This is a genomic window from Thermithiobacillus plumbiphilus, from assembly GCF_038070005.1.
Taxonomy (GTDB): Bacteria; Pseudomonadota; Gammaproteobacteria; order Acidithiobacillales; family Thermithiobacillaceae; genus JBBPCO01.
Genome location: NZ_JBBPCO010000005.1, coordinates 65,814 through 87,528 on the forward strand (window position 1 = coordinate 65,814; position 21,715 = coordinate 87,528).

Below are 21,715 nucleotides of genomic sequence, written 5' to 3' on the forward strand. Positions count from 1 at the left end.
ATTTACCAAAACCATCAAGGAGCCAGTCATGGACATCAACCAGAAGAAAAAAGCCGCCGCCGAAGCCGCCCTTGCCTATGTCAAACCCGGCATGATCGTGGGCGTGGGCACGGGCTCCACCGTCAATTTCTTCATCGAGGCGCTGGCAGCGGCCCGTGTCCAGGTGGATGGCTACGTCGCATCCAGCATTGCCACCGAGCAGCGCCTACGCAGCCAGGGCCTGAACGTGCTCGACCTGAACCAGACCGGCGACATCCCCATCTATGTCGATGGCGCCGACGAGATCGACATCTACTTTCGCATGATCAAGGGCGGTGGCGCGGCCCTGACCCGCGAGAAGATCGTGGCATCGGCCGCCCGGCAGTTCGTCTGCATCGTCGATGACAGCAAGGAAGTGAACATGCTCGGCAAGTTCCCCCTGCCCGTCGAGGTACTGCCCTTTGCGCGTTCCTTCGTCGCCCGCCAACTGGTGAAACTCGGCGGCAATCCCACCCTGCGCCAGGGCGTCAGCACCGATAACGGCAATGTCATCCTCGACGTGGTCGGGCTGGACTTCACCAACCCGGTCGAACTCGAACGCGAGATCAACAACATCCCCGGCGTGCTCGACAATGGCGTCTTCGCCAAGCGTCGCGCCGATGTGCTGCTGGTCGGCGGCAATGACGGCGTCCAGACCCACAAGCCGCAGCAATAGCCCGCGCGCGGAAAAGCGCCTGCGTCCCGAGGGATGCAGGCGCTTTTTCTTTCAGCCTAGTGTCGTACCAGGGCCGCTGAGTCAGGCACCGGCTGCCCGGACTCCATGACTGCCTTCAGGCGCGCCAGATCGTCATCCATCAGGCTCTTGGGGTCCGAGCCCAGCATGGTGGCCACGGCATGCCCCGCCGCGCCGGCGACTGGATTGTAGGTCATGCGCACCTCCACCCGGGTGCTGTCATCACCCATGGATTCGAAGATGACCTCCCCCTCGTGCTGCACCAGGCTGTCCGGTTCGCTGCGCCAGGCCAGCCGGCGATCGGGCTCGAAGGCCGTGAAGGCTGTGTTGAACTCGGTCTCGGTACCCGTGGGCCCGATGATCACCCAGTGCCAGCGCTGATCATCGAGTTGCGAGACCTCGCGCACATGGCTCATGAATTCCGGAAAACGCTGCGGATCGGACCAGAGGGCGAACACCCGCTCCACCGGCACATTGATGGTGATGCTCTTCTGGATCTTCACGCCACGCCCGATCGGCGCCATCTTGGCCAGGCTCTTGAAGTCCTTGTTGGTGGCGGACCGGGTCAGGAGCGCCAGCCCGACCGCACCTAGCATCTTGCTGATGATGCCATGGCGAAACAGCCCCAGCGCCGCGGTCGTACCGACCGTGCCGGCAATCACGCGCGTGCGCGAACTCCACTCCGGCTGCATGAGTTCCTCGCGCAGTCCAGGGCTCTTTGGAGCCGGCTGGCCCTGCAGGGCCGGGATGTTGCCCGGATCGTCATGCCGTTCCAGCTGATCCTCCACCCCATTGACACCGCGCAACGAGCTGATTCGCTTGATCAGACGGTCAGCCTCTTCATCCAGGATGTGTCCCTTGAGCCTGACATGCGCATCCTCGACCTCGACATGCACGGCACCCGGATGGCCCACTAGCCGGCCCACCGTCGCCCGGATGCGCTCAGCCAGTCGTTCATCCGACAGCTTTTCGCGGCCGAGGCGATAACTCACCTCCGAACGTAGCCCCTGCACCCGGTGACCCATGTCCTGCTTGGTGGCATCCAGGGACTCGCGGGTTTTCTTTGCGGCATTGTTTGCCTGATCGCGTATCTTGGCGCGCCGATCATCACCGCGCTCGGGATCGAACATGTACATCAACCCAGCGCCCAGCCCCGCGCCAAAGATCATGCCTGTCACTTTTTTCATTTCATACCTCCTCTTGTGAAGCGGTTTATCCGTTTGTGAACAACTCGATGCAGCTGAACGCTGCTGGACAAGCCCGCCACGGATCCCGGGTTGTCAGGAACGCTCGCGCGTCATCCGCATACGCAATCGCGGGCTGCTGCCGCCCCCTTGAGATGCGGCACAGATCCACGGCTTGTGCTGGCAGCTTAAGTACAATAGACCAGCCAGGGTGCTTTTCATTGCAGGCACAATACCCGACCAATGGCCCGTCATGGCCGTGGCTGTGGAACGCACGCGCCTGTCTCGGACTTAATGCCCTCACCACCGGCGGGTAGATCCAGTACAAAAAGGGGAGTAGCAAAGGGAGATATCGACATGCAATGGGTTGTGATGATGCTGATCGGCTGGCTCATTTTTACCGCCGCCGTGAGTTATGGACTGATCCTGCTTGGGGTAGGCAGCACCTGGGTGGCCATCGTCGCACTGGCCATGATCGGCATCGGCATCATGAAAGCCGCATCCAAGGGCAGGACGGGGCCGCATTACTGATGGCGCTGGACGGTCTGATTGGCACCTGCCGCCGGCACCGGCAACACGGAAGTGAAAACCCTATTTCGACGAGTTGATTTCGAAGGGCCTGACCTTGCGCAGCATCTGGGTGAGCGCAATGGCAGGCATGGGCCGGCTGAAGAGATATCCCTGGATGCCATCACAACCTTCCTGGCGCAGGTACTCCAGTTGTTCGGTGGTTTCGACGCCTTCGGCGATGACCTGCAGGTTGAGGCTGTGACCAAGGCTGATCACGGCGTTGACGATGGCCGCATCGGCATCATCATGGGTGATGTCACGCACGAAGGAGCGGTCGATCTTGAGCTTGTCGATGGGAAAGCGCTTGAGATAGGACAGCGAGGAATAACCCGTCCCGAAATCGTCCACCGAGATACTGATGCCGCGATCCTTCAGGCGATGCAGGATGTGCGCGGTCTGTTCAGGATTGGCCATGACCAGGCTCTCGGTCAGCTCCAGTTCGAGATACTCAGGCATCAGACCACTCTCTTTCAGCACCTGATCGACCATCTCGGTCATGAAGCGGCCATTGAGGCCGAACTGGCGGGCGGAGATGTTCACGGCCATGCGCAGCGACGGCAGGCCAGCGTCCTGCCAGAGCTTGTTCTGGGTGCAGGCCTCGCGCAGCACCCACTCGCCGATGGGGATGATGAGCCCGGATTCCTCGGCCACCGGGATGAACTCCGCGGGCGGGACGATGCCAAAGCCGGGCCGCTGCCAGCGCAACAGGGCTTCCATGCCGACGATCTGGCCGGTCTGCAGGTCCACCTGCGGCTGGTAATGCAGCAGGAACTCTCGTTTGGCCAGGGCGCGACGCAGGTTCTTTTCCAGGGCCACGCGTGCCTGGGTCTGGGTACTCATGTCGGCGGTGTAGATGCGTGACTGATTGCGGCCCTCGCGCTTGGCCCGATACATGGCGATGTCGGCATTCTGCAGCAGTTGCTGTACATCCTGGCCATCGAAGGGATAGCGGGTGATGCCGATGCTGACCGTGCTGTGGATTTCGTGGCCATGGATATTGAAAGGCCGGGAAAAGGCCTGGATCAGGCGCTGCGCCAGGCGCTCGGCATCATCGACATGGCTGGGATTGACCTGAATGAGCGCGAATTCGTCACCGCCCAGCCGGGCAAGCATGTCGCTGGCGCGGATGCAGCCCTTGATGCGCTTGGTCACGCTCTGCAGCAGCGTATCGCCAAAGCCATGGCCGTGGGCCTCATTGATGTCCTTGAAGCGATCCAGATCGAGAAAGAGCATGGCCAGCAGTTGTTCCTGGGCCTTGGCCGTTGCCAGCACCTGCGCGAACTGCTCCTGAAACAGGGTGCGATTGGGTAGCCCGGTGAGGCTGTCGTAGTTGGCCAGATAGTGGATCTTGGAATAGGCCTGCATTTGCTCCGAGATGTCGCGGCGGATGCCGAGCAGGCCGCGGCGAGCCCCATCCGGACCAAACAGCGGGGTCTTGATGACGTCGAAATGACGCGTCAGTTCACCGTTGACGAGCACGCACTCCTCGCCGCGCCAAGGCGCGCCGGCCTGCCAGGCCTTCTCGTCGGTGCCACTGCAGCTCTGCATGTGATGCCGGGTGAAGCAGGAGTCCGGGCCAAGCAGATGTGCCAGCTCCTGATCGGACAGGCCGTAGTAGCTGATGCCTTCCAGCCCGAATAGTTGTACCCCGGCACCATTGACCCAGAGCCATCGACCGTCGCCATCCTTGAAAAAAATGGCGTCGGGAGAAAGATCCATGAGTTCGTGCATCATGGCATCAATCTGCCGGTCCTGAGATGCAGCAGGAAAGTGCAGCAAATCCTTGTGAATCTTTGAACTCATGGAACCCCGAAGCGGAGTGAGCGGGCTGGCCAGGGCCGGCCGTTTTGTCTTTTTGCGGCACCGCTCACCGATTGTCACGCAGGCGGGCCGTACTGCTAAAGGTAGCATCCTCCTGAAACCTGTCAAGCCAAGCGCGGCGAGAACCGCCAGATTATTGACTGGCGGGCAGACTGGATTCCAGCACCTCGATCCAGTGCCGCACCTGGAGCGCCGTGCCGCCCTGCAGATGGGTCAGGCAGCCGATATTGGCGGTGGCGATGAGCGTGGGCGCGCCGGACTGCAGGGCGGCGAGCTTGTTGTCGCGCAACTGGGTGGAAAGTTCGGGCTGGAGGATGGAGTAGGTACCAGCCGAGCCGCAGCAAAGGTGCGCGTCGGGCACCGGCGTGAGTTCAAAGCCCGCGCGCGTGAGGATGCCTTCGACCAGATTCGGCAGCTTCTGGCCGTGCTGCAGGGTGCAGGGGGCATGGAAAGCGATCTTCTGTGGCGTTTTGGGCCGCAGCTTGCCAAAGTCCTCGGCGGCCAGCACCTCGCCGATGTCACGCGCCAGCGCCGAGACACGCGCGGCCTTGTCGGCGTAGGCGGGGTCCGTGCGCAGCAGGTGCCCGTAGCCCTTGACCATGGCCCCGCAACCGCTGGCGGTGATGACGATGGCCTCGACGCCGGCCTCGATCTGTGGCCACCAGGCGTCGATGTTGCGGCGCATGAATGCCAGGCCTTCCTCGTGGGCGGACAGGTGATAGCTCACTGCGCCACAGCAGCCGGCGCGCTCGGCGCGGATCAGGCTGATGTCCAGGCGATCCAGCACCCGCGCGGTGGCTGCATTGATGTTGGGGGCAATGGCGGGTTGCACGCAGCCATCAAGAATGAGCATGCGCCGCTGATGGCGCGCGGTGGGCCAGGGCGTGTTGGGCTGTTGCTCTGGCACGCTGGCCTTGAGCCTTGCAGGCAGCAGGGGCCGCACCGCCTGGCCCAGACGCAGGAGCGGCGTGAAGCGCTCGCGGTAAGGCAGCACGCTACGCAGGGCGCGGCGCAGCAGGCGCTCGCCGGCGGGGCGCTCGACCCGCTCTTCGAGGATGCCCCGGCCGATGTCCGCCAGATGCCCGTACTGCACGCCCGAGGGGCAGGTGCTCTCGCAGGCCCGGCAGGTCAGGCAGCGATCGAGATGGATCTGGGTGCTGCGGCTGACCTGCTCGCCTTCGAGCATCTGCTTGATCAGATAGATCCGTCCACGCGGGCCGTCGAGCTCATCGCCCAGCAATTGATAGGTTGGGCAGGTGGCGGTGCAAAAGCCGCAGTGCACGCAGGAGCGCAGAATACTTTCGGCCTCGCGCCCCTCGGGCGTGTTCAGGATCTCGGTTTCGACTTGCGTCTGCATGTTCAGAATTCCGCGTAGAGGCGGCCGGGATTGAAAATCCCCTGGGGATCGAAGGCGGCTTTCAGTTGCTGGTGCAGGCGCAGCAGCGCCGGGCTCAGGGGCTGAAACACCTCGCCAAGACGGTCCCCGCCGCGAAACAGGGTGGCGTGGCCGCCGGCGGCTTGGGTGGCAGATCGTATCCGATCCGCGGGCAGATTGCTCCGCAACCAGCGTTGTGCCCCGCCCCAGTCGATCAGCCAGTCACCTGTCAAGTCCAGCGGCGGACAGGCGGGCGGCAGGGACAGGCGCCAGAGGGGTGCATCGCCGTCAAAAAAGGACAGCCGCTGCTCGCGCAGGTCCTGCCAGAAGGCATCCATCCCGTCCAGTATTTCGCCGCCGAGCGTCTGGGCGGCTGCCTGCACCCCGGTCGCGCTGCCGGACAGGCGCACATGGAGCCGCTCGCCGTGATACGCCGCGCCCGTGATGGGCAGGGGCTGGCCCGCCCAGCGGCTCATGCGCTGGATGGCGTCAAGAGGCGCGCAGTGAAACACCCGTGTCTCTTCAAGCGTGGGCCGCGGCAGGACCTTGAGCGATACTTCCAGCAGCACCCCGAGGGTGCCGAGGCTGCCGGCCATCAGGCGCGAGACGTCAAAACCCGCGACGTTTTTCATGACCTCGCCACCGAACTTGAGGACCTCGCCTTTGCCGTTGAGAATCTTGACCCCGAGCACGAAATCGCGCGCCGAGCCGGCATAGGGCCGTCGCGGGCCGGACAGACCAGTGGCGATTGCGCCCCCTAAGGTGGCATTGACGCCGAAATGCGGCGGCTCGAAGGGCAGGAACTGATTGCGCTGGGCGAGCAGGGCCTCGATCTCAGCAAGCGGCGTGCCCGCGCGCGCGCTCACAACCAGTTCGCTGGACTGGTAATGCACGAGCCCTCGGTGTCCACTCATATCCAGGGGCTCGCCCCGTATCTCCCGGCCATAGAAAGCCTTGCTGCCGCCGCCCTGGATGCGCAGCGCCCTGCCCTCGGCACAGGCATCGCGCACCTGCTCCTGCAGTTGGGTGCTCTGGTCGGCATCCATCAGAAACGCTCCAGCTCGGGGAAGGGCAACTCGCCGTGATGGACGTGCATGGCGCCGAATTCGGCGCAACGCGCCAGCGTGGGTACGGCCTTGCCAGGGTTGAGCAAAGCGTCCGGGTCAAAAGCCTTTTTGACCGCGTGAAACTGCTCGAGTTCGGCGGGCGCGAACTGGCTGCACATGGGCGCGAGCTTTTCCATGCCCACGCCATGCTCGCCGGTGACCGTGCCACCTACTTCCACGCAAAGCTCCAGGATGCGCTGGCCGAATTCCTCGGTGCGCGCCAGCTCGCCGGGCTTATTGGCATCAAAGAGGATCAATGGATGCAGGTTGCCATCACCCGCATGAAACACGTTGGCGACCGGCAGATGGTATTCGGCAGACATGCGCGCGATCTCGGCCAGAACGCGCGGCAACTGGGCACGCGGGATGGTGCCATCCATGCAGTAATAGTCGGGGCTGATGCGCCCGACCGCCGGAAAGGCGGCCTTGCGCCCGGCCCAGAATTTCAGGCGCTCGGTCTCATCACGGGCGCTGCGCACCTCAGTCGCGCCACTGCCCTGCAGGATCTCGCGCACGCGGGCAATTTCCTCCGAGACCTCGGCGTTGCTGCCGTCGAGCTCGCAGAGCAAAATGGCGGCGGCGTCCACAGGGTAGCCGGCATGCACGAAATCCTCGGCGGCGCGGATGGCGAGCGTGTCCATCATCTCCAGGCCACCGGGGATGATGCCGGCGGCGATGATGTTGCCGACCGCCTCACCGGCCTTGACCACGTCATCGAAGGCGGCCAGCAGCACCTGGGCGCGCTCGGGTTTTGGCAAGAGCTTGACCGTGATCTCAATGATCACGCCCAGCAGGCCCTCGGAGCCGCTCATCAGCGCCAGAAGATCATACCCTGGCGCGTCCAGCGCCTTGCCGCCGAGTTCCAGCAGCTCGCCCTCGATGGTGAGCACCTTGAGACCCAGCACGTTGTGCACGGTCAGGCCATATTTGAGGCAATGCACGCCGCCCGAGTTTTCCGCGACATTGCCGCCGATGCTGCAGGCGATCTGTGAGGAGGGATCGGGGGCGTAGTAGAGACCGTAAGGGGCAGCCGCCTGGGAGATGGCGAGATTGCGCACGCCGGGTTCGACGCGGGCAACGTGATTTTCAAGATCGATGTCGATGATGCGCTTGAACCTGGCAAGCGAGAGCAGCACGCCGTTTTCAAGCGGGAGGGCACCGCCCGAGAGCCCGGTACCCGCCCCGCGCGCCACCACCGGTACCTGAAGCTCATGGCAGAGCCGCAGCACGGCCTGGACCTGCTCGATGATATCGGGCAGGCAGACCACCAGCGGCAGGGCGCGATAGGCCGAGAGCCCGTCGCATTCGTAGGGGCGCAGATCCTCGGTGGTATGACGCAGGGCCGACTCGGGCAGGATGCGGCGCAGGGCCTCAAGAAGGCGGTCGCGCGGAAGGCTATGTGGTTGGCTCTGGACTTGCATGCCCCTATTCTACACCGGCTGCTGACCGAAGTCCTGAAGCCCGGCAAAGCGCTGGTACACCAGCGCCAGGGTATCGTCCTCGCCGACATTGCCGGGAAAGATCACCACCGGCAGCTCGGGAAAGCGCGGATGCTCAGCGGGACAACGTACCACCGACACCCCGGCTGCTACCTGACCGAGCACGCGCGCCGAGCGCAGCGCCAGCCCGCTACTGAGCACCTCATTGGAGGTGATGCCGCCCTTGCTGATGAGAAAACCCAGATCCTCGGGCAGCCGGCACACCACGTCCATCAGGAGATTCGAAACGGCCTCCCCAAAAGCCAGCCGCGCCGCCTGATCCGCAAACTGTCGCTCGGTGCGGCTGGTATAGACGACCGCCGTTTTGCCGGCGGCAAAGTGACGCTCGACGGCATCGAGCACTTCTGCCAGCACCATTTCACGCGCATCCGGCAGGCGACTGACATCGACCTCAACGCCCGCAACCCCAGGGGCTTCTAGCAGAAGCGCCAGCTGGCGGCTGGATTTCGCGACATGCGAGCCGACGATCACCGCCCCGGGCCGACCCTTGCGGGTGTACTGGCCCATGGCTTCGGCGGCCACCGGCTGGGGCGGCAGTTGCGCCAGTGCGGTCAGCAGGCTCGCGGCACTGCGAAACAGAAAGCGTTTGCCGGCCCGGGTGGCCGCCAGCACATCCTGGGTGAAACGCGCGAGATCATCAGGCACTTCGGCGTCCACCACGCAGCAGGCATTGTTTTCGAGATGCAGCAACTGCTCCCGAACCCCGGCGCGGATGTCTTCAAGGGTAAAGCGCCGGACCGCACTGGCTGGGATGCGCCCCTGGGTCTTTTCCGCCACGTAATCGGGCAGGTAGCTATGCTGGTAGCCAAACACCGAATCCTTCGCGAACTCGGTTTCGTGTACCGGCACGTCCACGCCGTTGACGCGCAGGTAATGCACGCTGTCGCGGGTGGTCCGCCCGCCCTCGAAAAAGGCCGGCACCAGAAAGTGGGCGTCGAAGGGCCCGAGTTCCTCGGCGATCACGTCGGTCTCGACAGGGTAATGGCCGCGCAGGGTGGAATCCGAACGGCTGACCAGAACGGGCTGGATATCGCTCCCCGCCAGAGCGGCTTTCAGATTGCGACAGACCTCCCGGGTGATGGCGGCGGCACGTTCGGCATCCATGCCGCGGGTATTGGTGAGCACGAAGAAGAGCGGCGAAGCATCCGCGAGCGCCTCGCGCAGGGTAGCAACATTCCAGCGAGTGAGCAGCAGGCAGCCATGTACCGTCTGCGACCCGGTGGGATCGTCGTCGAGCACGATGATCCTGGTGGTCATCAGCAGGCCCTCAAGCCAGCAGATCCTGAGCGCGCCTGACCATGGCCTCGGCCGTCAGCCCGTTGAAGCCCATGAGCTCGGCGGGACTGGAGGTGGTCTCGCCGCGCTTCCAGGCAAAGACATCGCGCCGCCTTGCCTGGCTGCGCAGCAGCACCGGTTCCAGCGTGGCGCTCGGCCCGCCACTGATGGCGAGCAGTGCATCGCCATCGAAGAACGCATCGAAGCGCGCATCGTCGAGAAAGCCCTGATCGGCTTCGGCGCAGACATCCCAGGCCACATCGCAGGATCTATAGAGCCGGCGCGGATTGACCACGGCCACCACGCGCACGCCGAATCCCTGCTCACGCAGGCGCTCGGCCGCCTCGAACACCGGTAGCAACACCATGTCACCGACCACCGCCAATACCAGCATGCGCTCGCCCGGATGCTCGAGCAGGGTGATCGCGCCCTCGGCCAGGGCCTGGCGACCCTGTTCCAGGCTGGTACGAATCGGCAGCGGGCTCTTGGAGGCGGTGATCACGATGCCCTTGTTGTAGCTGCCCAGGGCCCATTCATAGGCCACCTGAATCATGTTGGCGTCCACCGGAAACAGCGGGAAGACATTGCCGTTGCGCATCATGGCAGCGAAATAGGCCTCGATCTCCGGGCGCTGGTGGGTCCAGCCATTGCGGCCCTGCTCCAGGGCGCCGGCGGTAAACAGCGTGACCGTGGCCGGCGTCTTGCGGCGCAGCTCGGCCATGGCCTGGGTCACGGTTTGCCAGATCGGCAGGCCGTTGATGGCGAAGCTCTCATAGGAGCACCACAAGGAGCGGCTGCCAAACAGCGCCAGAGCCGCCGCCAGCCCCGCACAGGCGTCCTCGTTCAAGGGCTCGTAGACCTGACCGGTAGGCGCCTGATGATAGAGCGGATCAGGCGTGGGATGGCGGATCTTGAGCGCCTCGTTGATGTTGCCGATGCCCGAGGCCTCGTTGCCGTCGGCATTGGTGACCAGGAAGCGCGGATCGCGCCGCCCGACCTCGCCCACCAGGGCGCCCATGGCGGTGGTCGGCACCGCCTGCTCGCCAATCGCGAAGGCTTTCAGGGGCAGGGGCAGCACCGGCGCCAGCTCCAGCACCTGTTCGGTCACCGAGGTCCGCGCGGCCGGACCGCCGCCCGCGCGTTCGAAGTTGGCACGCACCACGGCCCAGGCCTCTGGCGCGAGCGCCCGGCGCTTCAGGCCCTCGATCACATCATTATGGTCCAGGGTGTGCTGGGCATAGAGGTTGTGCGACTTGGCGCCCAGGGCATGCACGCCGGCGCCCTTCAACTGCTTGATGATAAATGCCGTGCGCTTGCCGCCCAGGGCAGATTGCGAGGCCTCGAACATCATCTCCAGCACCGCGCCGGTGAAGGCCAGACGCTTTTCCAGTGAAAAGCGGGTGCTGTCGACAAAGGCCCCTTCCTGACCGCTGTCGTCATAACTCCTGGCATCCACCAGATAGACGTTCTCGAAGCCATGCCCGCGCCAGTAGGCCACCATCTCCGCATCCGAGAGCAGCGACACCATGGCGTGGTGCTCCTGGCTGTAGCCGTTCCAGATCAGTACCGGCAGGTAGTTGGTGACACCGGGAAAGGCGGTGTTGAAGTGCATCATGGCGTTGAGGATATAGGGCTCGCCCATGCCACCATCGCCCAGGGTGAAGGGAAACAGCGTGCCCGGATGCAACAGGGCACCGGCCATGGCGAAGTGCTGGCCCTGCCCCAAGGGACCTGCGGGCGCGAGGATGCCGGGAACGGCGCCCGAGAGGTGGCCCAAGAGGCCGTGGCGCTCGCGATAGCGCTGGCGCATCTCGGCCACGGTGTGGATGCCCATGTCTTCGAGCGAGCGGTCCAGGAACATGGCACTGTAGAAGCCCGGCGCATGATGGCCGACTTCGGTGACGATATTGGTATGCCCGAGCATCACCAGCGCGGCATAGGCCTCGGCACTCGACGCGAAGCCGCCGGGGTGCCCCGAGGCCTTGGCACCGGTCACCTGCAGGGTGAGGTAGCGCAGGGCATCGGCCGCCAGCAGGGTCTGATAGATGGCGCGCGGGTCGGTGGGATTGTCGATGCCATGCTGGCCCTCCGCCAGCACCGGGCTTGCGGCGTGGCGATCCATACCGGGCAGGGGGTCGGCGAAATACTGGATGCCTTCGCAGAAGGCGGGGATGCTGGGCGTGCTCGACATGGGGCGCTCCATTGGTGGGTATTTGGCCTAGCGTAACGATGGCCTGGGCCTTGCGCAATGCCCTGAGCAAAACTGCCTGGCTGACCGGCGCCAGGACATGGGGTAAATGTGATGCGGCTCGAACCAGAAGGAGGTGCGGATGGAGTAAGGAAGGAGCAATCTCGCGTCGCCCGGGCGCGAGTGAATGAGCCGGGACGGAAGCGCCCCTCCCGGCAGTCTCTGGCTCAGTGCGGTCGCTGATGCGGCTCCAGGCCCTGCGGATGCCCGGCCCGCGGATGCCACTTGCCGCCATGTTCGGTCACGTCCCTGCCCCCATGGCGCTGCAGGACGTCCTCGATTTCGCCGGCCCGCTCGTCACTGCTGTCGATCAACAGCAGCACTCCGCCACGTCGGACACCATCGACATAGCGTTGCGCGTGTTCATCCGAGAATTTCCTGCCGGTCAGGGCACCGATCAGGCCGCCACCGATGCCACCGATCCCTGCACCCGTGACGAGCGCGGCAACCGGGCCTGCGGCGGCAATGGCACCCAGGCCCGGGACGACCACGCCCGCAAGGCTCAGGGCAATGCCGCCGACGATGCCGGCAACGGCACCCGTCCCCGCACCCTTAGCAGCCTCGCGGCTGACCTCATCGCCCGTGATCTTGGCGCTTTCATCGAGATCCTGACGGGCGAGCAGGCTGATTTCCGCTTCCGGTATCCCCATCGCCAGCAGCGCCTGAACGGCCTGCTCCAGCCGTTTCCGGTTTTCAAATAATGCAGCCACGGTCTTGCTCATGGAAAGCTCCTTTGATTCCGCCACTCTAATTTTCGAATGTCCGGCCTGGAATTAGTTCCGGTGTGCGTGCCTTCGCCCAAAACATGAAAAAGGCGGGAGAAGCAAGTCCCCCGCCTGATCCGCTGCCGATACATCAGTGATGATGCGGCGTCCGGGCCCGATCCCAGCCATAACGGACAGCATCCTTGAACCGCTCCCAGGGCCCTTCATGCTGGTGCTGCTGTTCCCAGTCGCGCCGGGCATCGGCCTCGACCCGGTCCCAGTCACCGCCACGGTAACGCTGATCCATGCCCAGGTGATATCCATAGCGATAGGCCGGGCTGAGCTGTTCATAACTCATGCCCCGATTGGAGTAGCGGTTCTGGTAGTCGGTACGGAACTCGTCGGCATGTATCTCGAAATCATCCGCCGCGCCAGCCGCCAGGGGCTCCACCGAAACATCGGTGCCCCGCACGGTATCCTGGATGGTTTCGGTGTGCATATGGGCGGTCTTGCTGACCTCGACCTCCTCCACCACGCGGGCTTCCTTGGCGACCACCAGCACCTCGTCGGTTTCGGTCACCTCGATGCTGCCCTCCTGGAAGGCGCGCAGATCCGCCTCGCTGGCCGGACGGTCCACCGGACGGCGCTGTACCTTGACCTCTTCATCACGCAGCTGCACCTGTTCCGTCACCGGACGCTCGGTCGCGTGGGTATAGACACGCACGCCACCGCGCTGCACGGCTCGCTTGTCGATCTGCAGATCCTCTTCCACCACCGGGATGACCTGGTCCTCGCGCGCGCCAGCCATGCCCGAGGCACTGCGCTCAGCGCCGGAAATGCCCTGACCAGAGGCAGTGCCCCTCCCTGACCTGTCAGCATCAGCCGCCATGCCGGACTGGCCGGCGGTGCCGCTGCCGGCAAAGCGCTGGCCGCTGGTCGTGCTGCCAGTCCTGGAGATGTCCGGGGTGGTGCCGCCGGACATCCCGGGGGTCGCGCCGGTAGCCGCGCCACTGGTCATGCCTGAACCAATACCTGCACTGCTCACGCGGGTACCGGTATCGGCGGAGCTGCCAGGAGTCCAGCCGCCCTGTCGCCATTGCGCGCTGCGTTCCTCGATGTCGGCGGCGCCATGGCGGTCGAGGATGTCTGCCGCTTCTTCGGCCCGGTCATCGGCGGTCTTGACCATCACCAGGGTGCCGCCGCGTCGCACACCTTCGGCATAGGAGTGGGCGTGCTCCTCGGGAACGCCAACGTCCGTGAGCGCACCGACCAGGCCACCCGCCACCGCGCCGATGCCCGCACCGGTGAGGGTGGCGGCAATCGGGCCGGCGGCAATGATTCCGCCCACGCCTGGCAAGGCCAGGGAGGCGAGACCGACCACCAGGCCACCCAGGCCACCGATTACCGCTCCACCGGCGGCATCCTTGGCAATGTGCGCGCCCTTGCTTTCATGCGAGCTGTCGTCCGCCGTCTCCTGAATCGATCCGCTCTGCTCATCACGGGCAACCAGGCTGATGTCATCCCGCGCAAAGCCGGCATCGGTCAGATCCTTGACCACCTTTTCCGCCATGCGTCGATCATCGAACAATCCAATTACTGTCTTCGTCATCGTAGACCTCCTTGGTTATCGCACTATTGCTTTGGTGGGACCGGCCGTGTAGCGCCGCTATCGGACTCTTCCACCAAGGCTTCGATTGAGACATGCTCTTCCCGCAGTCTCAGGGTATGTGTCTGTGTTTCGGTGTGCCGGGTCCTGGTGATGCGCACTTCTTCCTTGAGGCGCAGGCGTTTTTCCACTACCAGCACTTCTTCGAAAATGGGGACGACCAGCGTATCGCCTTCCTGATGTGGGCCGCTTGGCGCATCCACGAATTGACCGATTGCCACCCGCTCCACGGAGACCGATTCGCGCAGCAGCTCGGGCCGGACCGTCTCCTCGCGTTCCCGGACGCGCTTGTGGATGCGCACGCCACCCGTGGTTTCCCGACGCTTGTCCACCCGCGCGACTTCCTCGATCACCGGCACGACGGTGGACGCCAGCACCTGCTCGGCCGGAGAATCCTGGTCAGCGCCATCCTGATCAGGGCGTTCCATCGGCACGAAATAGCTACCATCCTCGCGCGCCTCCAGCCAGTCGGCGGGCATCACCAGCACCGTGCCATCCTCCAGCCGGACCTGCGCTTCGCGCCCGAGATCGAAAGGCTGCTCCAGCCAGCCCTGCCAGCCATCCTTGCCATGAACCTGTGCGTGATCATCTTGCGACATGAGGCCTGCTCTCCGGATCAACTAGTCATTGCCCCAGCCTTGCATGATGTGGAGCAAGGGTTCCAGGAAGAAAAGCATGAACAGGGCGGCAATCAGCACAGCCCACAGGAGGTACTTCATTTTCCGGCTGACCAGTGGTCGGTCATAAACCACTGACTTGTGGCTCCGCTGGCTCGTTTCAGCTTGCCCACTCTCGCCACTGGAAGGGGGCACCTGCGGATCGGACCTGCGTGGATCGGTATGCGGTTGCTCCATGGCTCCTCCAAGGATGGGCTTGTTCACCTGTCTCGATTTCGAGTGCCCAGAGGAGGAATGGTTCGGTCCCGAAGGCCGGATTTCCAGCACCATGCCCGAAAGGTGCAGGCCGGGAATCAAGTACACCTGCAACCGTCCAGGCGCGCCTGGAGCAGCACTTTCGCGCGCCCGCGTCATCATGCTGTCATCTTGCTCTGCCATCATGCGGTCTCCAGTTTTCCGGAGACACCATGAGCATCCAACAAAAACTGAGGCTCCTGACTCTGGCCACCCTGGCCTGCCTGCTGCTCGTCATGGGACTGAGCGCGATGTCGCTGTACCAGTTGCGCCAGCACTTCGCCGACTATCAGTCCCGGGAGGCATTGGTCAGCAGCCTCACTGAAATCAAGGCCGTTGCGCTTGCGGTAGCCCGGCTCGATCCCATCCTGCCGCAATCCCGTGAACAGTTGAGGGCTGCCGACCAGCAGGTCCGACAACTGTCCAGGCGCATCAGCCAGCACACAGCCACTCCCGCTGAACAGCAACTGAGCAGACAGATACAGGCAGGCTGGCGGCAGTACGTCACTGACTTTGGACAGGTGCTCGACATAGCTGCCGACAACCCGGCTGATGCCCTGAGCATGCCGGAAGCACTCTACGCAGAGAGACTTCAGCCTTTGCTCGGGCAAATCGATGGCTGGACCCAGCAGCACCAGTCGCGCCGGCAGGCGGCGGAGAATCGCGTTACCGACGCCCTGCGGCAAATCCTCTGGATCGTGCTGGTACCACTGGCCCTGGCAAGCGTGATCATCGTGGTCTTTCAGACAGGGCTGAATCGCAATCTGCGGCGTCGCATGCAGGAACTGCATGCCGCCATCGAGGAACTGCAGCGAGGCAATCTGGGCCGGCACCTGCCTGAGGGCAAAGCCGATGAGTTCGGCCAGATGGCAAGGGACGTCAATGGTTTCGTCGCAGAGCTTGCCTCCGTGCTGAAGGAGACCGGAGGGATGGCGGGGAATACCCGGGATACGGCACATACCCTCGGCAACATGGCGGAATCCATGCGCCAGGGCAGCCAGGATCAGCTCGACAGGATCCTCCAGACCAACACCGCCCTGGAGGAAATGAGCGGCACCATCCGTGAAGTCGCACAGAGCGCCGGCAGCGCCGCCGATGCCGCCCGCCAGGCCAGTCAGCTCGTGGCCAGCGGCAGTGAGGCAGGCCAGCATACCGTGCTGGTGCTGGACCGCATCCACGATGCCGTGACCAGCGCCAGCAAGACCCTGCAACAGTTGACGGCGACACTCGGCCAGATCGACAGCGTCACGGCACTGATCCAGGACATCGCCGACCAGACCAATCTGCTGGCCCTGAATGCGGCCATCGAAGCTGCCCGTGCCGGGCCGCAGGGGCGCGGCTTCGCGGTCGTGGCCGACGAGGTGCGCAAGCTCGCTGAACGCACCGCCGCCTCGACCGGCGACATCAGCCGGCTGGTACACGGCATTCAGGGCGGCACGGCAGAGGTAACGCAGCGTATGCTGGTGGCCAGTCAGGAGGCCACATCAGGCACGGCACAGGGCCGGCAGATGAAGGATCTGCTCACGCGCCTGGACAAGGAAATGACTATGGTCAGGACACTGATGGACCAGATTGCCGTGGCCACGGAAGAACAGTCGGCGGTCAGCCGGGAGATGAGTGGGCACATGGCGGAAACCGCCCGGATCACTGAAAGCACGCAGGCCCGATTTACCGCCACGCAGGCAGCCACCCAGGAACTGCTGAACAATGCCGGACGCCTGCAGGCCAGCATTGGTCATTTCAAGCTGACTTAGGGGGAAGGACGGAGATGAACCGCTGGGTTCATTGGGACAAGGTCAGACACATTCCTCCGATGCGCTCTAACTGTTTCCAGCTCTCCTGCTGGCTGCCTTACGTGCCTGCGCCAGGGTATCCTGGAAAGCCGCCGTGTCCGGCTGCAGCGCGACAGCCTTTTGGGCATGCTGCAGCGCTTCGCGGCTGCGCCCCTGATCCAGCAAGGTCTGCGCCAGATTGTTGTGCAGCACCGCACTGTCCGGGTGCTGTGCCAACCCCGCCTCGAAGGCCGCGGCAGCGCCCGGCAGGTCGCCTGCAGCATAGCGGCTGTTGCCAAGCCCCAGCGCCGCGCCAACACTGGCCGGCCAGCGCAGCAGGGCAGCGCCATAAGCCTGTGCGGCCGCCTGCCACTGACCTGCCTTCTCCAGCCCCAGCGCTGCGTTGAGGTAGGCCGGCTCGTCCGGATTTGCCGGCAGTTCGCCGGGTTTCAGCACCAAAAGCCCCCAGCGCCCGCCTCGCGCCCAGGTTCGCTCGAATACCCGCATCGGCATCGTTTGTCTTTGCTCCCGGCCGGAATGCAGGATCAGATCACCCCGATCGAGATCAAAGCCGATGACCACGGCATAGTGCCACTTGGGATACCAGTTAAAGGCGAGATTCTGCAGGATGATCACCGGATGACCAGCCGCAACCTCCCGCAGGAGCACTCTGAGATCCGGCCGGATGACATAGGCCAGTGCGCCATGGCGACGGGCGGCGCTAATCAGGTCGGTCTGCAGACTGCCCTTGCGACCGGGCGTGTAAACCTCCGAGAGGATGTCTTCTGGATTGACCGCAGGGCCCGGTAAATGACTCAGGCCCATGGCCAGGCTCGCCGGGCCACATTGCAAGGCTTCCTGGGGATAGAAGGGCACGTCATCGAGCAGCATCCGGGTCGGCAGAGGCCGGTCGGCCGTGGCCCCGCAGGCAAGTACCTGATCACTCTGCGGCGTGCTGGCGCAACCGCCCAGCACCAGCAGGATCAAGATTCCGGACAGCAGGCCCAGGTGAACGCGGCGCTGAAAGCGACAAGCCGCCAGCGGTGTTCCGCCAGCGGCTTTCAGGGCCAGGGCCAGTCGTTCAATGGCGATGATAGACAAAGGGATAGACGTGGGTCAGCCCAAGCAGGTCAGTGATCAGCAACACGAAGAAGATCAGCACGATCGCGCCGACAATCGAACCCGCATCACCGCCTGCGGGGAGGGCATCAAGCTTGCCGGCAATCCGGTCCACTTCCGCATCACTGAGACTATCCACGCGCGCCAGGGCCTCGGCCGGGCTCACGCCCTGCTTTTCCATGGCCTTCTGCACGTCCTCGCGCGCCAGGAAGCTGCGCAGGCGCTCACGATCGGCACTGTTGCTGGTCTGGTCGATGACGCTCTCGCTACCGACCATGGCGGCCTGGGCAGGACCAACCTGCAGGCTGAAACTCAGGGTGGCAGCGATCAGGAGACTACTGAGGGGTTTGGCTAGACGGGGCATCATTTGCATGGCTTTCTCCTCGGGCGCGCCGGTTGTTATTTGCAAATCATGGACTGCTACGCTGGATCAGAACGGTTTTACCACAACGAGAATCACCACGGCAATCAGGATCAGGACCGGGAATTCATTGATCCAGCGATAGAAGACGTGGGAACGGGTATTGGCGTCCGCCTGGAATACCCGCACCAACCATCCAAGATAGACATGATAGCCCAGCAGTACCACGACCAGCGCCAGCTTGGCGTGCAGCCAGCCATCCGCCTTGTAAGCCGTCCAGCCGTAGGCAAACAGCAGCCAGAGCCCAAGCCCCACGGCAATCATCATGCTCGGGTTGGTGATACCGCGCCAGAGCTTACGCTCCTGCACCTTATAGGTGGCCTGGCAGTCGGGATTGCTGCTCAGGGCATGGTAGACAAAGAGACGCGGCAGATAAAAGAGTCCAGAGAACCAGGTCACCACGGCGATGATATGAAAGGCCTTGACCCAGAGCATCACGCGTCTTTTTTCAGCAGCTTGCCGATCTTCTCGGCCATCTCGTTCTTGTCGATCTCACCGAGCTTGCGCTCGACGATGCGCCCCTCGGCATCGATGAGAAAGGAAGTCGGCACCAGGTTGATGCCGCCAAAGGCCTGCGCCGCCTGCCCCTGGCGATCCAGGGCCACGACATAGGAAATACCCATCTGCGCGCTCATGTTGCGCACCAGGCGCGGGTCGTCATATTGCAAGGCCATGCCGATCACCTGAAAGCCCTGCGGGCCGAACTCGCGCTGCAGTTCAATCAGCATGGGGATCTCCTTGACGCAGCCGGGGCAATCGGTGGCCCAGAAGTTAAGCAGTACGGGGCGGCCACGATAGCTGGCCAGATCGAAGCGCCCGCCATCCAGGGTCGGGGTGCTGACCTCGGGGGCCTTGGCCGCGAAGAACTTGCCGCCCTGCGGCGAGAGCCAGAGAAAGGCCGCCACGGCAACCAGGGCGAGTACCAGCAGGCCGCCCAACAATTCCTTGATTTTCACGCATCCACCTGCAGAGGTTCAAAAAGGTTGGTTTCAATGCTTTAAAGATACTATGCTCTTGGCATGAACAAAACCCGGCAGCATTCACACCCTGCCAACAAAAACAGACTTCATGGATAGCGGTTATCAACTCATTCTAGGTGGCGGCCTGCTGTTGCTGATCAGCATTCTCAGCAGCGCGGTCTCCTCGCGCCTGGGCACCCCCCTGCTGCTCATCTTTCTGTTGCTGGGGATGCTGGCAGGCGTCGATGGCCCAGGCGGCATTCGCTTCTATGACTATCATGCCGCGCACGTGATGGGCAACATCGCCCTGGCAGTGATCCTTTTCGATGGCGGCCTGCGCACGCCGCGCGCGGTCTTTCGGGTGGGGCTGCGACCAGCCCTGTCGCTCGCCACCATCGGCATTCTGGTCACCGCCGGGATCACCGGGACATTTGCCGCCTGGCTCCTGAACCTGCACTGGCTGGAGGGCCTGCTGCTCGGTGCCATCATCAGTTCCACCGATGCCGCTGCCGTGTTTTCCCTGCTCGGCACCCAGGGCATCACCCTCAAGGAACGCGTCGGCGCCACGCTTGAAATCGAGTCCGGCACCAACGATCCGATGGCGGTCTTTTTGACCATCGCCCTGGTCAACACCATTGCCGCCGGGCTGGATCACCCCGGCTGGGGCATATTGCTGTTTTTCGTGCAGCAGATGGGGCTTGGTGCCCTGCTCGGCGGAGGGCTGGGCTTTGGAATGGTCTTTCTGCTCAACCGATTCGATCTCAGCGCCAAGGGCCTCTATCCCCTGCTGGCCCTGGGCGGCGCCCTCGGCATCTTCGGCCTGACCAGCAGTCTCGGCGGCAGTGGCTTTCTCGCGGTTTATCTCGCGGGCCTGATCATCGGTAACCAGCCGGTACAGATGAAGCAGGACATTTCCAATTTTCATGTCGGGCTGGGCTGGCTGGCGCAGATCGTGATGTTTTTCGCGCTGGGGCTGCTCTCCTCGCCCGCCCGGCTGATGGAGGTCGCGCCCCAGGGGCTGCTGATCGCACTGGTGCTGATGCTGGTCGCCCGTCCGCTGGCGGTGTATCTCAGCCTGCTGCCCATTCACTTTCCGCGCCGGGAGCAGATCTTCGTATCCTGGGTGGGGCTGCGCGGGGCAGTGCCCATCATCCTCGCCATCTTTCCCTTGCTGGCGAACCTGCCGAACGCCTACCTGATGTTCAACGTGGTGTTTTTCATCGTGCTGGTATCCCTGCTCATCCAAGGCTGGACGGTCGCGCCCCTTGCGCGTCGGCTCGGCCTCGAAGTCCCTCCCGTGCAAGGCCCGCTGCAGCGCCTGAATCTCGGTCTGGTCGGACAGGTGGATTACGAACTGCTGGCCTATCGCCTGGAGGAGGACAGCCGGGCCCTGCAATTCCTGCCCACCGAACTGCCCCTGCCCGAGCGCGACAAGCCAGTGGTGGTGCTGCGCGGCAAGAAGGTACTGCGCCTGCGGGAAAGCGGCCAATTGCAGCCCGGCGACATTCTTTATGTATTCGCCCGTGGCGCCGACATCCCGCGTCTGAACCGGCTCTTTGCCCGGCCGCCGCTGGGCAGCGACGCGCGCAAGAAGCGCTTCTTCGGGGAGTTCGAGATCAACGGCGATGCCCTGCTGTCGGACCTCGCGGGTCTTTACAACCTGCCAGTCGATCCCCAGCAGGCAGACTGCTCCCTGGCGGAATTCATCGACGGGCAACTGCATACTCGCCCGGTGGTGGGCGATGCCGTCACCCTGGGCCCGGTCAGTCTGGTGGTCAAGGAAATGGAGGGCAATCAGATCAAGCGGGTGGGCCTGCGCCTGGGGCAGAGCGGCGAGAACCCGGTCTAGACAGTTCCGGCATCCATCCAGCTGCGCAAATCGCGAAACAGCTGGCGTGCCGGCGCCGGATCCGGTGTCGTCGCGCCCTGCGCTGCCTTGACCTCGGCTAACCGCTGCATGAGCAGCGCCCGATCCGTGGCGGGATAGCGGGCACACCAGGCATCCAGGGCCGGTTGTCCTTCCTGCAGCAGGCGCTCGCGCCAGCGCTCCAGGGCGTGAAAGGCGGCGGCAGCGCGGTTGCGATCCTGGCGGATGGCATCGAGCCGGGCCTGGATCGCCTCGAAGGCAGCCTCATCGAGCTCGCGCAGCAACCGGCCCACGTACTTGAGCTGGCGCTTGCGGGCCCCGTGCTCGCGGACGCGGTCCAGTTCCGTCACGGCATGGGCCAGATGTTCCGGCAGCGGCAACTGGCCGCGCTGGACCGGATTCAGCTCGGCGAGGATGGACGCCAGCGCCTCGCGGGCATGGGCCTCGCGCTTGCGCAGGCTGCGGCTGTTGAACTCGTCCGGGGCCTGGGGTGGCTGCGTCATCAG

At 64.0% G+C, this 21,715-nt stretch carries 20 protein-coding genes; 4 read left to right on the forward strand and 16 right to left on the reverse strand.

The annotated features are described in order from the left end of the window. The first annotated feature begins 28 nt into the window (after positions 1–28). Entirely contained in the window at positions 29–694 is a 666-nt protein-coding gene (gene rpiA, locus WOB96_RS06460) for a ribose-5-phosphate isomerase RpiA (RefSeq protein WP_341370465.1), read from the forward strand. 56 nt (positions 695–750) lie between these two features. On the opposite strand, the gene WOB96_RS06465 is transcribed toward rpiA, so the two are convergent. Then, complete coding sequence (locus WOB96_RS06465) at positions 751–1,899, reverse strand: SRPBCC family protein (protein WP_341370466.1); 1,149 nt, start codon at positions 1,897–1,899, stop codon at positions 751–753. Between the two features lie 354 nt (positions 1,900–2,253). On the opposite strand from WOB96_RS06465, the gene WOB96_RS06470 reads away from it, so the two are divergent. After that, positions 2,254–2,427, forward strand: a complete 174-nt coding sequence (locus WOB96_RS06470) for a hypothetical protein (RefSeq protein ID WP_341370467.1) — start codon at positions 2,254–2,256, stop codon at positions 2,425–2,427. A 60-nt stretch (positions 2,428–2,487) separates the two neighbouring features. Here WOB96_RS06470 and WOB96_RS06475 read toward each other — a convergent pair whose 3' ends face one another. From WOB96_RS06475 to WOB96_RS06520, 10 genes are all read right to left on the reverse strand, one after another. After that, positions 2,488–4,269, reverse strand: coding sequence for a putative bifunctional diguanylate cyclase/phosphodiesterase (locus WOB96_RS06475; RefSeq protein ID WP_341370468.1), 1,782 nt, complete (start codon positions 4,267–4,269; stop codon positions 2,488–2,490). A 151-nt stretch (positions 4,270–4,420) separates the two neighbouring features. Then, positions 4,421–5,644 (reverse strand): glycolate oxidase subunit GlcF, encoded by a 1,224-nt coding sequence (gene glcF, locus WOB96_RS06480; protein WP_341370469.1) that lies wholly within the window; start codon positions 5,642–5,644, stop codon positions 4,421–4,423. A gap of 2 nt (positions 5,645–5,646) precedes the next feature. Beyond that, positions 5,647–6,708, reverse strand: a complete 1,062-nt coding sequence (glcE, locus tag WOB96_RS06485) for a glycolate oxidase subunit GlcE (protein ID WP_341370470.1) — start codon at positions 6,706–6,708, stop codon at positions 5,647–5,649. Further along, positions 6,708–8,189 (reverse strand): FAD-linked oxidase C-terminal domain-containing protein, encoded by a 1,482-nt coding sequence (locus tag WOB96_RS06490; protein WP_341370471.1) that lies wholly within the window; start codon positions 8,187–8,189, stop codon positions 6,708–6,710. Before WOB96_RS06490 ends, glcE begins: the two co-directional genes overlap by 1 nt. A 9-nt stretch (positions 8,190–8,198) precedes the next feature. After that, a complete protein-coding gene (locus WOB96_RS06495) occupies positions 8,199–9,524 on the reverse strand; it encodes a four-carbon acid sugar kinase family protein (RefSeq protein ID WP_341370472.1) in 1,326 nt (441 codons plus the stop codon). A 10-nt stretch (positions 9,525–9,534) separates the two neighbouring features. Further along, the gene (locus tag WOB96_RS06500) at positions 9,535–11,733 is read right to left on the reverse strand and encodes a phosphoketolase family protein (protein ID WP_341370473.1); all 2,199 of its coding nucleotides are present in this window, start codon (positions 11,731–11,733) and stop codon (positions 9,535–9,537) included. Positions 11,734–11,957: 224 nt separating this feature from the next. After that, entirely contained in the window at positions 11,958–12,512 is a 555-nt protein-coding gene (locus tag WOB96_RS06505; RefSeq protein WP_341370474.1) for a general stress protein, read from the reverse strand. Between the two features lie 133 nt (positions 12,513–12,645). Then, positions 12,646–14,103, reverse strand: a complete 1,458-nt coding sequence (locus tag WOB96_RS06510; RefSeq protein ID WP_341370475.1) for a DUF2382 domain-containing protein — start codon at positions 14,101–14,103, stop codon at positions 12,646–12,648. A 23-nt stretch (positions 14,104–14,126) separates the two neighbouring features. Continuing rightward, positions 14,127–14,759, reverse strand: a complete 633-nt coding sequence (locus WOB96_RS06515) for a YsnF/AvaK domain-containing protein (protein WP_341370476.1) — start codon at positions 14,757–14,759, stop codon at positions 14,127–14,129. Positions 14,760–14,780: 21 nt separating this feature from the next. Continuing rightward, on the reverse strand, positions 14,781–15,218 hold the full coding sequence (locus tag WOB96_RS06520; RefSeq protein ID WP_341370477.1) for a hypothetical protein: 438 nt from the start codon (positions 15,216–15,218) through the stop codon (positions 14,781–14,783). Positions 15,219–15,244: 26 nt separating this feature from the next. On the opposite strand from WOB96_RS06520, the gene WOB96_RS06525 reads away from it, so the two are divergent. Continuing rightward, positions 15,245–16,825 carry a methyl-accepting chemotaxis protein gene (locus WOB96_RS06525; RefSeq protein WP_341370478.1) on the forward strand — a complete coding sequence of 527 codons (1,581 nt, stop codon included), beginning with the start codon at positions 15,245–15,247 and terminating at the stop codon, positions 16,823–16,825. A 66-nt stretch (positions 16,826–16,891) separates the two neighbouring features. Here the strand turns inward: WOB96_RS06525 and WOB96_RS06530 are convergent, their stop codons facing one another. Genes WOB96_RS06530 through WOB96_RS06545 form a run of 4 tightly spaced genes read right to left on the reverse strand, consistent with a single transcriptional unit; the run spans position 16,892 to position 19,339 of the window. Continuing rightward, on the reverse strand, positions 16,892–17,944 hold the full coding sequence (locus WOB96_RS06530) for a PA2778 family cysteine peptidase (RefSeq protein WP_341370479.1): 1,053 nt from the start codon (positions 17,942–17,944) through the stop codon (positions 16,892–16,894). Beyond that, positions 17,925–18,335, reverse strand: a complete 411-nt coding sequence (locus tag WOB96_RS06535; RefSeq protein WP_341370480.1) for a PA2779 family protein — start codon at positions 18,333–18,335, stop codon at positions 17,925–17,927. Before WOB96_RS06535 ends, WOB96_RS06530 begins: the two co-directional genes overlap by 20 nt. 57 nt (positions 18,336–18,392) lie before the next feature. Further along, complete coding sequence (gene hemJ, locus WOB96_RS06540) at positions 18,393–18,818, reverse strand: protoporphyrinogen oxidase HemJ (RefSeq protein ID WP_341370481.1); 426 nt, start codon at positions 18,816–18,818, stop codon at positions 18,393–18,395. Beyond that, complete coding sequence (locus WOB96_RS06545; RefSeq protein WP_341370482.1) at positions 18,818–19,339, reverse strand: TlpA disulfide reductase family protein; 522 nt, start codon at positions 19,337–19,339, stop codon at positions 18,818–18,820. Before WOB96_RS06545 ends, hemJ begins: the two co-directional genes overlap by 1 nt. Positions 19,340–19,451: 112 nt before the next feature. Here WOB96_RS06545 and WOB96_RS06550 point away from each other — a divergent pair, with 112 nt between their 5' ends. Further along, positions 19,452–21,191 carry a potassium/proton antiporter gene (locus WOB96_RS06550; protein WP_341370483.1) on the forward strand — a complete coding sequence of 580 codons (1,740 nt, stop codon included), beginning with the start codon at positions 19,452–19,454 and terminating at the stop codon, positions 21,189–21,191. Here the strand turns inward: WOB96_RS06550 and yjgA are convergent. Beyond that, complete coding sequence (yjgA, locus tag WOB96_RS06555) at positions 21,188–21,712, reverse strand: ribosome biogenesis factor YjgA (RefSeq protein WP_341370484.1); 525 nt, start codon at positions 21,710–21,712, stop codon at positions 21,188–21,190. The two genes, WOB96_RS06550 and yjgA, sit on opposite strands and share 4 nt — an antisense overlap. Positions 21,713–21,715: the final 3 nt, after the last annotated feature.